At 36.4% G+C, this 13,428-nt stretch carries 12 protein-coding genes; 3 read left to right on the top strand and 9 right to left on the bottom strand.

All coding sequences use genetic code 11. The features are described 5' to 3' along the window. Nucleotides 1-360: 360 nt before the first annotated feature. Nucleotides 361-1,737, bottom strand: a complete 1,377-nt coding sequence (locus AB3H90_RS04975) for a hemolysin family protein (RefSeq protein ID WP_010719693.1) — start codon at nucleotides 1,735-1,737, stop codon at nucleotides 361-363. A gap of 151 nt (nucleotides 1,738-1,888) precedes the next feature. Then, complete coding sequence (locus AB3H90_RS04970; protein WP_223603381.1) at nucleotides 1,889-2,980, bottom strand: AI-2E family transporter; 1,092 nt, start codon at nucleotides 2,978-2,980, stop codon at nucleotides 1,889-1,891. 172 nt (nucleotides 2,981-3,152) lie between these two features. On the opposite strand from AB3H90_RS04970, the gene AB3H90_RS04965 reads away from it, so the two are divergent. Next, nucleotides 3,153-3,587, top strand: a complete 435-nt coding sequence (locus AB3H90_RS04965) for a GNAT family N-acetyltransferase (protein ID WP_088745762.1) — start codon at nucleotides 3,153-3,155, stop codon at nucleotides 3,585-3,587. A gap of 128 nt (nucleotides 3,588-3,715) precedes the next feature. Here AB3H90_RS04965 and AB3H90_RS04960 read toward each other — a convergent pair whose 3' ends face one another. From AB3H90_RS04960 to recX, 3 genes are all read right to left on the bottom strand, one after another. Further along, nucleotides 3,716-4,249 (bottom strand): DUF402 domain-containing protein, encoded by a 534-nt coding sequence (locus AB3H90_RS04960; protein WP_010719696.1) that lies wholly within the window; start codon nucleotides 4,247-4,249, stop codon nucleotides 3,716-3,718. A 93-nt stretch (nucleotides 4,250-4,342) separates the two neighbouring features. Beyond that, the gene (gene mutY, locus AB3H90_RS04955; protein WP_034698908.1) at nucleotides 4,343-5,524 is read right to left on the bottom strand and encodes an A/G-specific adenine glycosylase; all 1,182 of its coding nucleotides are present in this window, start codon (nucleotides 5,522-5,524) and stop codon (nucleotides 4,343-4,345) included. After that, the gene (gene recX, locus AB3H90_RS04950; protein ID WP_034698905.1) at nucleotides 5,517-6,314 is read right to left on the bottom strand and encodes a recombination regulator RecX; all 798 of its coding nucleotides are present in this window, start codon (nucleotides 6,312-6,314) and stop codon (nucleotides 5,517-5,519) included. Before recX ends, mutY begins: the two co-directional genes overlap by 8 nt. Nucleotides 6,315-6,421: 107 nt before the next feature. Here recX and rlmD point away from each other — a divergent pair, with 107 nt between their 5' ends. Further along, nucleotides 6,422-7,819, top strand: a complete 1,398-nt coding sequence (rlmD, locus tag AB3H90_RS04945; protein ID WP_010719699.1) for a 23S rRNA (uracil(1939)-C(5))-methyltransferase RlmD — start codon at nucleotides 6,422-6,424, stop codon at nucleotides 7,817-7,819. A 163-nt stretch (nucleotides 7,820-7,982) separates the two neighbouring features. Here rlmD and AB3H90_RS04940 read toward each other — a convergent pair whose 3' ends face one another. The 3 genes from AB3H90_RS04940 to AB3H90_RS04930 all read right to left on the bottom strand — a co-directional run bounded on the left by AB3H90_RS04940 (nucleotide 7,983) and on the right by AB3H90_RS04930 (nucleotide 11,259). Next, nucleotides 7,983-8,663 carry a YcjF family protein gene (locus AB3H90_RS04940; RefSeq protein ID WP_368016312.1) on the bottom strand — a complete coding sequence of 227 codons (681 nt, stop codon included), beginning with the start codon at nucleotides 8,661-8,663 and terminating at the stop codon, nucleotides 7,983-7,985. Nucleotides 8,664-9,049: 386 nt separating this feature from the next. Beyond that, nucleotides 9,050-9,628 carry a lytic polysaccharide monooxygenase gene (locus AB3H90_RS04935; protein ID WP_010719701.1) on the bottom strand — a complete coding sequence of 193 codons (579 nt, stop codon included), beginning with the start codon at nucleotides 9,626-9,628 and terminating at the stop codon, nucleotides 9,050-9,052. A gap of 77 nt (nucleotides 9,629-9,705) precedes the next feature. After that, nucleotides 9,706-11,259 carry a carbohydrate-binding protein gene (locus tag AB3H90_RS04930; RefSeq protein ID WP_368016293.1) on the bottom strand — a complete coding sequence of 518 codons (1,554 nt, stop codon included), beginning with the start codon at nucleotides 11,257-11,259 and terminating at the stop codon, nucleotides 9,706-9,708. 329 nt (nucleotides 11,260-11,588) lie between these two features. Between AB3H90_RS04930 and AB3H90_RS04925 the strand changes: the two genes are divergently transcribed. Beyond that, the gene (locus AB3H90_RS04925; RefSeq protein WP_010719703.1) at nucleotides 11,589-12,059 is read left to right on the top strand and encodes a TspO/MBR family protein; all 471 of its coding nucleotides are present in this window, start codon (nucleotides 11,589-11,591) and stop codon (nucleotides 12,057-12,059) included. 53 nt (nucleotides 12,060-12,112) lie between these two features. On the opposite strand, the gene AB3H90_RS04920 is transcribed toward AB3H90_RS04925, so the two are convergent. After that, on the bottom strand, nucleotides 12,113-13,330 hold the full coding sequence (locus AB3H90_RS04920) for an LCP family protein (RefSeq protein WP_010738153.1): 1,218 nt from the start codon (nucleotides 13,328-13,330) through the stop codon (nucleotides 12,113-12,115). Between the last annotated feature and the right edge of the window lie 98 nt (nucleotides 13,331-13,428).

Here is a 13,428-nt window from a genome sequence, read left to right as displayed (position 1 = left end):
TTCACTTAAACATATAAAAAAATAGGCATGAAAAAACGACGGAAGACTCCGTACGTGTTTTCCATGCCTAGTATAACCTAGTCACATGAAACTTGTGTTTGCGTTTTCATAATACTCTAGCAAAAATTTATTGTCAACCAACAAAACATTTAAATATACTGGTTATATTATGTATAAGTTAACTGGGAGCATAGGATCTTATTGTATGTTTTAGTAATCTTTACAAAAGGGTAAAGCTCTGCCTCTCTTGCTTCTGACTACCCCTCAACTTAGGGAACCACACTGATTTACGTATCAACTTTGAAAAAAAGAAAAAACATCCTTGCACAAAATCTCTTCTGTGCAAGGATGAAACATATCTTATCTTCTCGGCTCATTTTCATCAAAATCTTTATAAAATAAACGACGTTCCTCATCTGGTTCCACAATTTCTTCTTTAGGATCATGGAACACCACGCGAATTTTTAAAATTCTAGAACCTTCCATTTCTTCAGAAGTCAAGGTAATGTTGTCTACATCAAATGATAATTTTTCTCCCTCATCAGGGATCATGCCCAAAGCAGTGATTAAATAGCCTGCCATCGTATCGACATCGCTCATGTGCAAGTTACTGTCAAATACTTCGTTGAACTCATCGATCAACATTCGTCCTTGGATCACGTATTCATGTTCAGCAACCTTTTCATATAATTTTTCGACTTCATCTGATTCATCATCAATTTCACCGACGATTTCTTCTAGTAAATCTTCTAAAGTTGCTAAACCAACGACTCCACCATATTCATCCAGTAAAATAGCCATCTGGTTTTGAGTTTTTTTCATTTCGTACAAGAGATCATCAATGAATATTGTCTCTGGTACAAATAAAGGTTCTTGCATGATTTTTTGAATATTTAAATGTTCAAAGCCAAATTTATGAGCAGCTTTCAATAAGTTTTTCGTATGAAGAATCCCAACAACTTTGTCTTTGTCTTCATTATAGACAGGAATCCTTGAATAATTTTCTGATAAAACTTCATTGACATTCTCTTCAACGGAGTCATTGATATCGATCATAAAAGCATCTGTTCGAGGAACCATTACTTCCCTAGCTACTTTGGTATCTAAAGAAAAAACACCTTGCAGCATTTCTAACTCTTCATTATCAAGTACACCTTCAGTTTCCAACATATACCGCATTTCATCTCTCGTCATTTTTGAATCTTCATCGTCAAAAGTCATTGGTGTGACACGAGCTAGTAAACTAGTCGATGCAGATAATAACCAGACGAAAGGTTTGGCAACCACACCGATCAGACGGATGATTCCTGAAGTAAAGTTGGCTACTTCTTCTGATTTGTTCAAGGCGATTCGTTTAGGATACAATTCACCAAAAACAATCGATACGTAGGTCAAAATAGCTAAAACAATAATATTGGCAATATTTCTTGCTGCTACACTACCACCTAATAACGGTGCTAATTTTTCTGATAATGTATTGGCTAACGAAGCACCGGATAGGATATTGACTAACGTGATTCCTACCTGGATCGTTGACAGAAAGTTATTTGGGTTCTGCAATATTTTTAAAAGCTTTTGAGATTTAACATCTCCTTCTTCCGCTTTTTGCTCGACTCGATTTTTGTTGATCGAAACAACAGCAATCTCGGAAGCAGCTAAAAAAGCATTGATCAAAGTTAAAATGATCAGTAATAAAATTTGCGCTAACAGCGACTGACTCTCAGGGTCAGCATTCATAATCGCATTCTCTCCTTATATTTTTTAATTTTTTTGTTTACGATAGAAAAAAAGCGTGACTATAAAGATAGCCACGCTAAAATGTTATCACAAAGAATTTTTCTTTGCAATAAAAACAACTATGAAGCAATTAATCGGAATTGCTGATACGTTATTCCAATGTCGTTGCAATTTTTTTCTTTTTTTCATTTTGCTGGTCTTCTTTAACAATTTTGATGACATAAGAAATAATCGTCTTACAAATGGCATAAAACGGTACACCTAAGAAAATCCCGATCAAACCAGCAATGTTTCCTGCTACTAATAACACAATGATGATCGTTAGCGGATGGATTTTTAATGATTTTCCGATGACATTTGGATAAATCACATTTCCATCCAATTGTTGAACGATCAAGACAACGACACAACAAAGCAGTGCTTTAACAGGATCATTGAATACTGTCACTAAAAATGCTGGAGCTAAGCCTAGGTAAGGACCTAGATAAGGAATCAAATTAGTCAAACCAGCGATGACGCCAAATAAAAAGGCATAATTGACCCCTAGAATCAGATACCCCAAAAAAGTAAATGTTCCGACAAAAAGACATTCAATCGCTTGACCACTAATGTAGTTAGCTAATGTTTTGTTCAATTGACCAAGTAATTCAACAATTTGATCTCTTCTCTTTTCAGGAAAGAACTTCTTGACTGTCGGAACCATTTTTTCTCCATCTTTCAACATATAAAACAAAATAAATGGAGCTGTGATGATCACGATTGTAGCAGAAGCGATCGTACCGACAAGCGATCCTAAGCTGTTTGAAATCCCGCTGAGGAACTGTTGGATAATCTTAGCATAAGAAATATCTAATTGATTCAAATAATGATTGATATCTACCTCTTTGAAGATCGGTAGTTGAGCCATATTATTTAACCAAGTCTCTACACGACTAATAAAGTCAGGAATATTCGATGCGATGGATGAAATTTGTTGGATCAAGCTAGGAATCACGCTGAGCAAAATCCAGATGATCGCTGCGACAAGCAAAAGTAATACGATTGCTACCGCCCAAATGCGTTTGATTTTGATCTTCATCAATAATTTGACAATAGGATTCAACAAATAATACAAAAATCCAGCAATCAAGACTGGTGCGAATAATGTTGAGAAAAACGTTCCAATTGGTTGAAAGATAAAATTGATTTTTGAAGAAACCAAGATCAACGTGGCGATAATGAGTAATTCGCAAGACCAAAACATCAATTTTGATTGTTTCAATTTTTCAAACAATATACTTCCTCCTTTCGTCTTTTTTACTAGTATATATTATTTGTGTGAAAATTTCTTTTATTCTTACTGATATTTGTTTTTTTATCCACTTTTCATTTTATTTTCTTTACAGTATACTAAACGAATGAAAGGTGGGTTTCGGATGAAAGTCGTTCAAACAAAAGATACATTAAGTGATATTTATCTTGATGCCGTTCGTATTAGAAACCAAGTTTTTGTCAAAGAACAAGGCGTTCCTATAACTAGAGAAATTGATCAAAATGAAGCACATTGCATCCACTTTGTTCTTTATTCAGACCAAAATCTACCTTGTGGGACTGTTCGGCTATTACCATTAGAAAATGGAAAAATGAAGTTACAACGAATGGCGATTCTTGCAGATTATCGTCATCAAGGATTAGGTCAAATTTTAGTAGCTGAAGCTGAAGCTTTCGCCAAAAGTCAAGGATATAATACGATTTTGCTAGGCGCCCAAGCAACAGCTGAGAATTTCTATAAAAAATTAGGATTCACTGCTTATGGAGAACCATTTGAAGATGCTGGTATTGCCCATATCGCAATGAAAAAAGGCTTTTAATTATTGACAGGCTATCAAAGCAAGGATCATCCCTTGTCCTTTTTCTTCCATCATCAGTGTCTATGTTAAAGAACCCATAGCAAAAAAGCAGTAAGCGCAAAACTTTTGCGCTTACTGCTTTTTTTTGTTTACTTGCGCGACAATTGCTTGTAACGGTTATACCAAATATCAATATAGCCTTCGGAGAAAGGGCCCTCACCATTATTGATCCAGTCAACCAAGATCTTCACGTTTTCTTTTAGGATGAAGTCGATATCATTCGGATAATTCATCATTTGGCTATGCATCTCATATTCATCGACATCTAGTAATCGTTTCTCTCCATCAGGAAAAACTTTGATATCTAAATCATAATCAATATACTTCAATGCCTCATCGTCCAGCAAAAAAGGTGAAGCTAGATTACAATAATAGGAAACCCCCTTTTCTCGAATCATTGCTATTACATTGAACCAGTATTTTTTGTGAAAATACACAATTGCTGGTTCTCGAGTCACCCAACGACGTCCATCAGACTCTGTAACTAGAGTATGATCATTGACACCGATCATCGAATGCTCACTTGTTTTTAATACCATGGTATCACGCCACGTTCGATGCAATTTGCCGTCATGTTTGTAACTTTGGATCGTTACAAACTCACCTTCTTTTGGGACTCCCATAGCAACCCTTCCTTACGCAGCATCTCATGCTTTGTGTTTGGGTGTTCATTACACCGACATCGTAATTATTATATCAATAAAAAAGAGCTTTGCCTAGAAAGGATTACTATTGTTTCGATTTTTCTCTAATTGTTCGTTTAATTTTACCTGTACTTTTGGAAAAGCCACGTTATCGAAGTCTTCTGGTAATAACCATTGTGTTATTTCAGTTTTAGGAAATTTGTCATTTGATTGAGAAGGTATTCGGCCGTAAAATAGTAATACGTGCCATTTCAAATGGCTAAAGATATGCGTTACCTCTCCCAAATGCCGCTTTTGCCAAATCAATTGTTCTTTAAAATGAAAGGGTAGCTCCGTTTCTTCTTCTGCAACTTTGTCTTGATCGAATAAGCTTGGTTCATGAGATTGAGCCCATTCAGCTTGCAACCATTCGTATTTCTCTTTTGTGACTTCGACCATCGGGAACGTCCACATGTTTGCTAATAACCTTTGCGTATGTCGTTCCTCAAAATAATAGGCTCCAGCCTCATTTTGAATCGCTGCACACACATAATAGACATCTTTCGGTTTGGCTTTCTTTGTTTTTACTGGAAACGAGGTTTGCTCATTTTTTTTGTAAGCTAAGCAAAATGATTGGATCGGACATGATTCACAATTAGGTGAAGTAGGTGTACAAATGGCCGATCCTAGATCCATCATTGCTTGGTTAAACTCACCAGGATGCTTTTCATCAATGATCTTACGCATCGCCTCATCAAAAATTTTCCGACTAGAAGCTTTGGCGATGTCAGCTTCAATACAAAATAAGCGACTCACGACTCTCATGACATTCCCATCGATTGCTGGTTCTGGCAAACCAAAAGCAATACTTGAAATAGCGCCTGTAGTATAAGGGCCAATCCCTTTCAATGAACTGATTTCTTCTGGTGTTTGCGGCATACGTCCATCAAATTCTGTCATGATCTGTTGGGCAGCAGCTTGGATATTTCGAACGCGAGAATAATACCCCAATCCTTCCCAAGCCTTTAAAAGTTTTTCTTCTGGTGCCGCAGCTAACGCTTCAATCGTCGGAAACCATTCCATAAAGCGATAAAAATAAGCAATTACCGTATCTACACGGGTTTGTTGAAGCATGATTTCAGAAATCCAGATACGATAAGGATCACGATCATAGCGCCAAGGTAGATTGCGTTTTTCTTTCTCGTACCAGCCAACAAATTGCGTTTGAAACTGTGCGATTTCCTCTTCTGTCCATTTTTCCCATTCTTTATTCACTTGCTTCTTCCTTTTCTACGATAAATCGTTGGATCATTTCTAAATCAAATCCTTTTTGATATAAGCTTTGTTTGATTTTTAAATTACGTTTTTTCGGTTCAAATCTCTCATTTTTACGCCATAACTTGTCTCCTTGTGAAACTAATGCTTCATATTCAGCGTCTTCATCCGTTTCTTGTGGTAAATGGGCGATGGCTTGTTGGATCGCCTCTTGGGTGAATCCCTTTGTCATCAAGTTTTGTTGAATTTTTCTAAAAAGTTCTTTATGACTTTTCCCATGATTTTTATTGAATAATTTTTCTGCCGTTTGCGATGCTATCGCTATTTGTTCTTCTTCTGGATATTGCAACAGTGCCTGCTCGACGATTTCCGGTTTCAAACCTTTTTGTTGTAATTGCTGAGCTATTTTTTTTGGTCCTTTGTCACTTAGTCGTACATTTGTCCGCACATAGCTTTCACCATAGACGAGGTCATTGATCAAATCTAATTCCTTTAAACGGTCCACGATCTTGTTACGGTCAGCTAGTTCAATCTCTTTTTCTTTCAAATAAGTTCTAATTTCTTTTTCCGAACGCAATTGATAACTCAGATAATTGAGCGCTTGTTGGAGACCAAAGTCAAACCCACTACTTTTCTTGATTTCCTCAATTGTTTCTTCTGTTAATTCTTGTCCCTTTAACAAGCGGTAACGCACCAAGATATCTTCTGAAACCTTCAAAGAATCTCCTTCAGATAATTCGACTTGATAAAATGGACCTTTGCCTTTACTGATCCTAGTAACTGTTATCATTGAGTTACCTCCTCGAACGTATATTCTTATCATAACATAGAAAATCCCCATCGCTATTAATAATATGTTAGAATAAAACCACACTATTAGAAAAAAGGAAGATACTTATGACAGAAACCATTGTCAAAAACGGCCAAACCATCCCTTTAAAAATCAAACGACTGGGTATCAACGGTGAAGGGATCGGTTATTTCAAACGTTTGATCATCTTTGTCCCTTATGCACTGCCCAAAGAAGAAGTTCTTGTCAAGATCACGAAAGCAACACCTCGCTATGCGGAAGCTCAGTTAATCAAAGTCAAAAAGCAAAGCAAGGATCGAGTGGTGGCGCCTTGTCCAGTGTATTATGAATGTGGTGGCTGTCAGCTTCAACATTTAGCATATCAGGCACAACTTGATTTCAAAAAAGATTTGCTTATGCAAGCGCTAGAAAAATTCAAACCGGCTGGCTTTCGTTCTTACGAATTACGTCCAACGATTGGCATGGAAGAACCATGGCATTACCGAAACAAAGCACAATTCCAATTAAGAAAAAATAAGAAAACACAACAAATCGAAGCTGGGCTATATCAAGCAAATTCCCATGAACTTGTGCCATTAATCGATTGCTTAGTTCAAGAACCACAGACACAGAAAGTGATGAATACGGTCGTCGAGTTATTGAATAAGTATGACCTTCCTATCTATGATGAACGGAGCAACAGTGGCATTTTTCGGACGATCATGGTACGTGTTGGAATAAAAACGGGTGAATTACAAGTTGTATTTATTACTCGTAGTCAAAAATTTCCACAAAAAAATGCAATCATCCGTGACATTAACCAACAATTGCCAGAGGTTGTTTCAATCATGCAAAATGTTCAACCTGCTAAAACTTCTCTCGTAATGGGCGATGAAACAATCCACCTTTGGGGAAAAGATGCTATTGAAGAACATCTCAATGAAGTTACTTTTGATCTCTCACCACGAGCTTTTTTCCAGTTGAATCCGCAACAAACAGAAGTCCTTTATAATGAAGGAATCAAAGCACTCGCGATCCAACCAAATGAAACGATCGTAGATGCTTACTGTGGTGTGGGAACGATTGGTTTAAGTGTAGCAAAACAAGCGAAAGAAATCCGTGGAATGGATGTGATTCCTCAGGCTATTGATGATGCACGTAAAAACGCTCAACGTTTAGGGTATACTAATACCCATTATGAAGTTGGAACTGCTGAAGAATTATTACCAAAATGGCTTGAAGAAGGATTTGAACCAGATGGGATCATTGTCGATCCCCCTCGTACAGGGCTTGATCCCCAGTTGATTCAATCGATCCTCAACTATCCGCCAACGAAATTAGTATATATTTCCTGCAACGTCTCAACCTTAGCACGAGATCTGGGACAATTAAGTAAGAAATTCAAAGTGGAATATTTGCAGTCAGTGGATATGTTTCCCCAAACGGCTCGATGTGAAGTCGTTGTAAAATTGACTAGAAGATCAAGTGTTACCAGCAAAAACTAGCTGAACTTTTTTCGGTACTTTTTCTGCTCGTCTGACTTAACCCAACCTAAGTAAATAAAAAACATCCAAAACACAGCTCTGTGTTTTGGATGTTTTTGTTATGCAATAGTTCATGATTGTCCACTTTTTTAACTCTTACTAATTCAATTTATCCACTAAATATTTACTTTTTGATACTTTTTAATGCACGAAACAATGTCTGGGATTGTCCTTTGAATGACATGACTTGTTCAAATATATCTTCCCCATCATTCAGCATCTTTACGGTGGTCCACCCTAGTGATTCGGTGATGGCACTTGCAACAGTGGCATTGATCGCTGCCCCTGTAACAGTTCCAACTGCTGGTACAAATTTGACAATATTTCCGACAGTACTTCTTCCTAAACTGACTACTACAAGTTCTTTAGAAACACTTTTCCCTAAACTTTCTGACCAAGGTTGTCCAAAAAGTTTATGTAGCCGAGCCATCATAATCAATTGAACTGGAACTAATAAAAACGCATCTGAAAAAGGGATCGGAGAGCAACCGATGATTGCAGCTGTTAACGAAGCCGCGTGAATGATCCTATGACTTTTTTTGCGTGTCGTTTCATCGACTCCTTTTAAGAAATCTTTAAATACATGATCAAATTTTTCTTGATTTTTTGCAAGGATTTTTTCTGCTACGATTTTCGATTGGTCATAAGCATTAAGGATCACTCTAGCTGATTTTTGTGGCATTTTTTTTAACACTTCAGCAAAGAAAGAGTCGAACTCTTGCTGGTCAAGTGTTTCTTTAGCAAGTGGTGCAACATGATTAGTTTCATCGCTTGTATCTTGCGTATTCTTCTTAAAAAATCTCATCATACTTTTCCCCCTACTAAAAACTACCAATACTCCATTTAATGAAGTATTGTTGTAGCTCTATCATACATTAAACCTTTCCTTAACCAAAATCATTCACTCATGAACAAAAGAAGGTTGAAACAACAATGTTTAGCATCAAGAATTTAGAACGAATTTCCGAAAACTGCTTCTCAAATTTAAAGATGAAAATCTCGAAACAGCTTCTCATGTTTTGAAAAATTCAGGCTTATTTCGAGGAGCTGATGATTGAACACCATTTACACATTTTTAGAAATAAAGAGACTGAAGCAAGTTTTGCCTCAGTCTCCTACACTTGTCTTTGAATAATTGGTATTTCTAGCACAGATTCGCTGAAATTGAACCCAAAAGATTCTTATGCTTTATTATTGAATATTCGCATCAATTACTTGATAAAAGGCATTGGTTGTATCACTAATATTCCATACAGCCAAGATCACGTGATAGCCTTTACGATCTTTTGGAATATTGATTGTTTGTTTGACAGTTTGTGGCGGTCTTGCACCTTTGTCATCAATTTTTGATATCAATTCAAAATCACTGATTTTCAATGGTGCATTAGGATTCCAACCAGTTTTAGTGATATAGTAATCCCAAGTACTTGTACTATGCTGCGCAGTTAAAAACCAAGTAATATTCAAGTTGCCAGTATTGATGATATTTTTATGCCATCTAGTTGCTGTTTGCTCATCTAGTGGCTCAAATCCAGTAACCCCAGCACTTGCTATTTTCCCATCGATAAAGGTATTTTTTGGTGCTTCAATACTTTGTGGCTCCCACTCTGCTCGTCCAACATTTTGGTTTAAATTACCAGCTGCTGCAGTTCCAAAATAAGCACGACTTCCAGGTGAGGTAATATAGCCATGAGCATAGCCAGATGCACCAAATCCAAACAAACCTAACATAACAACGCCAACAAACATTAAGATATTAACCTTTTTCATGATGAACCTCCCATTCATTGATAGGTTTATTGTAAGCGCTTTTAAAGAAAGAATCAAACATTATGCTTTTATAACTTTTAATAGATTCTTACCCATAAAGCTTCTGTAATATCTGGTTCCCATCCCTCAGTAGCTGGATGTGGTTGAATACAACGATAACGATGTCCTTTATAAGTAACGATATCGCCTATTTTATATGATTTTCCGATAACCCAAGGATCACCTTGCGTACTTTCACTTGTGGTTTTCACTGAGATTGCTTGGCTAAAGTCAGAGGTTCCTGCAGCGTTAACTGCTTTAACTTTAAAGCTGTAGGTTGTATTTGCTTGTAAATTTTGATCTTTAAATGTATTCGTTGCACTTGTAGCGATGCGAATATTGTTTCGATAAACTTCATAATGAGTGACTTTTTCTTTTGAAGCATTATTAGTCCAGTTTAAAGTCACTGAATTTTGCGTAACATTACTACTAGTTAAATTTACCGGAATTGATGGTTTAGTTAGCGTTTCTACTGGGTCATTTTCTCCACCAGTCGTTCCATCAGTGAATTGTTGGGCAACAGTTAAGAACTCATATTGATTTTTGACTTGACCTTGACCACCATCGACCATGGCATCACGGTTCATTGACCAATAAGAAACCATCCCGAGTTTTCTTGATTTTGCATGTTGGACGATTTTATTGAACATATCAGTTGTAAAGTATGGATGTGTGTCTCCTTCAAATCCAACGGAAGGGGTTGTTCCTAATTTAGCATAAGCTTGAGCATCAGTTAACGTTTTGTTCGCATAACGTTTGTAGTAATCTTGTAATTGTTTTTTCGTATTGTCCACTGCATCTAGTGAACCTTGCGCATAATCGGGAACAACGCTACCGTAACACATCGTCATGATATTAACGGTAGTTAGATCAACACCTGCCTCAAGATAGGCTTGCAAGACAGATAAACCTGTAGATACCAATCCAAAGTCCATCACTGGTAATGTAAGGGTCACACTAACACCTGTTTCATCTTGGACTTTTTTAATCGCTTTAGCATTAGCTAAATTATGCGCATAATTCATTGCCCCAGCTTCTACGTCGAAATCAACACGAGTTAATCCATAACCATCAATAATTTCTTTATAAGCATTTGCTAAAATGGTTGAATCTTGTGTTGTTTCCCAAAATGCGCCAGAATTTAGACCACCAAATGATACAGCAACATCGCCACCAACTTCTCTTAATTCGCGAATGGATTTTTTGATTCCTTCATATTGCCATTGATCGCTATCACTTTCGCTTAAGCCTCCAAATCCACCCCAGGCCCAGTCGATCTTACCATTTTTAATACCTCTTGATTGCATGAATCCTAAATTGAAGAATTTTTGTCCAGTGCTTTTTGCCACTGCAGCTAAATTAAGCGCTCCGTTATTTGATAGATTGCTGCCTGAAACATATGCCGTCATATCGACAAATGGTGCTACTACTTGATCCGCCCATTTGATCCCTTGACCAACGCCAAAACCAGCTTGCTTGTTCGTACTTTGTTCTGTCGCAAATGCCTCTTCCATGTTCAATAATAATGGCGCAATCATCAGACTACAAAGAGCTGCTCCCGCTAACATTTTTTTGATTCTTTTATTTCCCATATCTTCTTCTCCTTTCGTGATCAGTGCTATTATCATCTATTTTGTAATCGATTACATATATTATCTTATCAGATAAATAACATCAAAAATAACAATAAATTTGACAATTAACGTTATTTAATCTAATTGACTGTTTTCTTTAATAATGTTCGGAGTTACAACATTACAACGACAATGCTTTTCTTTATTCAATAAGAGATAGGGGTTAATATTCTAATATAATAACTGATTTAAAATAACTAAACCAAAAGCATAACCTTCCAAATCAAATTCAAGTATGTTTAAAACGTTCATGGTAAACTAGAATTATAGAAAGGAGTTAAAACAATATGGCTATACTGAAAGATTATCGTTTTTGGGTTTGTACTGTTGGCATAGTGATTTTAGGTTTCTTATCGGGGATACTAAGTGGTAATCCAGGTAGTTATTATTATTCACTTGAGCTACCTCCTTTTGCACCACCTAGTTGGATCTTTGGTCCTATGTGGACAGTGCTATATATTTTAATGGGAATTTCGTTATATTTACTATTGGTAATGAAAAACAAAAGGGTCAAACAAAAATTAATTACATTATTTGTTATTCAATTTGTATGTAATTTTATCTGGTCTGCTTTGTTTTTCAACTTGCAAAACACCTTAATTGCTGCACTAGATATTACTTTATTAGTGATCCTTCTCTCCATACTGCTTTATCAACTATGGAACCACTATCGCTTAGTGATGTGGTTACTGGTACCATATTATCTCTGGGTATTATTTGCTACGCTTCTCAACTATTCTATTTTATTTTTAAACTAGTAAAAAAAAGCATCCGCACAGTCGGTTATGACTGTTGCGAATGCTTTTTTTACTTAATACCCATTTCCATAATTATATCCTTGTTCATTGTTTTCTTGTTGGTAAGTTTGTTCATTGTTTTGGTTGTAATTCTGATTGTAGTTCTGATTGCCGTACTGATCATAATTTTGATCGGCGCTTTGATTGTATTCTTGATTATACTCGTTGTACTGATTTGTTGTTTGCGAATTTCCTGAATAAGTTGAATTATTCTCACTTGTCGCAGTCTCGTTCGAATCTTCAGCGGATTGCGAGTCATTGTAGAACATGATAGAAGCATTGTCATTTTTTAAATTAGGTAATGTCTTACTTGGTTTGATGTTTAATTGTTTTTTCAATTCGTTTTGGATACTTAATAAATCATTTTCACCTAAAATTTGATAGTAAATACTATCAATGGTTGCATCTTTACCTTGCAATTGATCTTGTTTGATCGTTTCAAATGCTGGTGTGTAATTAGTTGCTACATCTAGCATATCATCCCAATCTAGGTCAGTTGTGACATTTTTTTCGACCGCTTTTAAAATTTTCCGATAATTGCTGACACCATCTAAACTCAATACTTTATTAACAATTTTGGTAACGACTTCACGCTGTCGTGCTTGACGTCCGATATCCCCCTTAGGATCTTCGTGACGCATCCGTGAATAAGCAAGGCCTTTCTTACCATCTAATACTTGTTTACCTACAGGAACATGAACACCATCTAATGTAAAATCAATTTTATTATTGACTTCCACACCTCCGACAGCATTGATCAAATCTTCCATTCCATCTAAATTAATGGTTACATAATGGTCAATGGGGATATCGAGTAACTGTTCGATTGAGTCCATGGCCATTTCAACGCCTCCAAAAGCATAGGCGTGATTCAACTTATCAACAGTACCATGACCAACGATATTGGTATAGATATCACGGTCTAAGCTGACGATCGTTGATTTTTTTTGTTGGGGATTCACCGTTACCACCATCATTGTATCCGATCTTCCTTGTTCGGTTCTACCTAATCCGCCAGTATCCAGTCCTAACAAAAGGACAGAAAAAGGTTCTTTGTCGTCAATACTCACTTTATCTTTACGCTTTGTTGACTGACGATTCGATCCCTTGGATATTTGATTGACTGTTTGGTTTGCTTCACCCATGAGTTTAATTCCATAAGCTGAGACTCCGCCAATAAAAACAACAAGAATTCCCAGTAAAGCTATTACGACTTTTTGCCACCGCTTCATAATGCACCTCTATCTCACATTTTCTTAAAATATTTTCTCATACAACTAATAAATCAGCAAACTACCTATTTAATCATAATAAAACTTTAAAAAAATAG

This window comes from Enterococcus sp. C63, from assembly GCF_040887215.1.
GTDB classification, from domain to species: domain Bacteria; phylum Bacillota; class Bacilli; order Lactobacillales; family Enterococcaceae; genus Enterococcus_B; species Enterococcus_B hirae.
This window is presented reverse-complemented; position numbering and strand designations above follow the sequence as displayed.

What these genes read in the sequence shown, in the direction of transcription:
- AB3H90_RS04925 (WP_010719703.1), top strand. Translation starts at nt 11,589, where the DNA reads ATGGCTATACTGAAAGATTATCGTTTTTGGGTTTGTACTGTTGGCATA.
- AB3H90_RS04935 (WP_010719701.1), bottom strand. Translation starts at nt 9,628, where the DNA reads ATGAAAAAGGTTAATATCTTAATGTTTGTTGGCGTTGTTATGTTAGGT.
- AB3H90_RS04970 (WP_223603381.1), bottom strand. Translation starts at nt 2,980, where the DNA reads ATGTTTTGGTCTTGCGAATTACTCATTATCGCCACGTTGATCTTGGTT.
- AB3H90_RS04965 (WP_088745762.1), top strand. Translation starts at nt 3,153, where the DNA reads ATGAAAGTCGTTCAAACAAAAGATACATTAAGTGATATTTATCTTGAT.
- rlmD (WP_010719699.1), top strand. Translation starts at nt 6,422, where the DNA reads ATGACAGAAACCATTGTCAAAAACGGCCAAACCATCCCTTTAAAAATC.
- AB3H90_RS04940 (WP_368016312.1), bottom strand. Translation starts at nt 8,663, where the DNA reads ATGAGATTTTTTAAGAAGAATACGCAAGATACAAGCGATGAAACTAAT.
- recX (WP_034698905.1), bottom strand. Translation starts at nt 6,314, where the DNA reads ATGATAACAGTTACTAGGATCAGTAAAGGCAAAGGTCCATTTTATCAA.
- AB3H90_RS04930 (WP_368016293.1), bottom strand. Translation starts at nt 11,259, where the DNA reads ATGGGAAATAAAAGAATCAAAAAAATGTTAGCGGGAGCAGCTCTTTGT.
- AB3H90_RS04975 (WP_010719693.1), bottom strand. Translation starts at nt 1,737, where the DNA reads ATGAATGCTGACCCTGAGAGTCAGTCGCTGTTAGCGCAAATTTTATTA.
- AB3H90_RS04960 (WP_010719696.1), bottom strand. Translation starts at nt 4,249, where the DNA reads ATGGGAGTCCCAAAAGAAGGTGAGTTTGTAACGATCCAAAGTTACAAA.
- AB3H90_RS04920 (WP_010738153.1), bottom strand. Translation starts at nt 13,330, where the DNA reads ATGAAGCGGTGGCAAAAAGTCGTAATAGCTTTACTGGGAATTCTTGTT.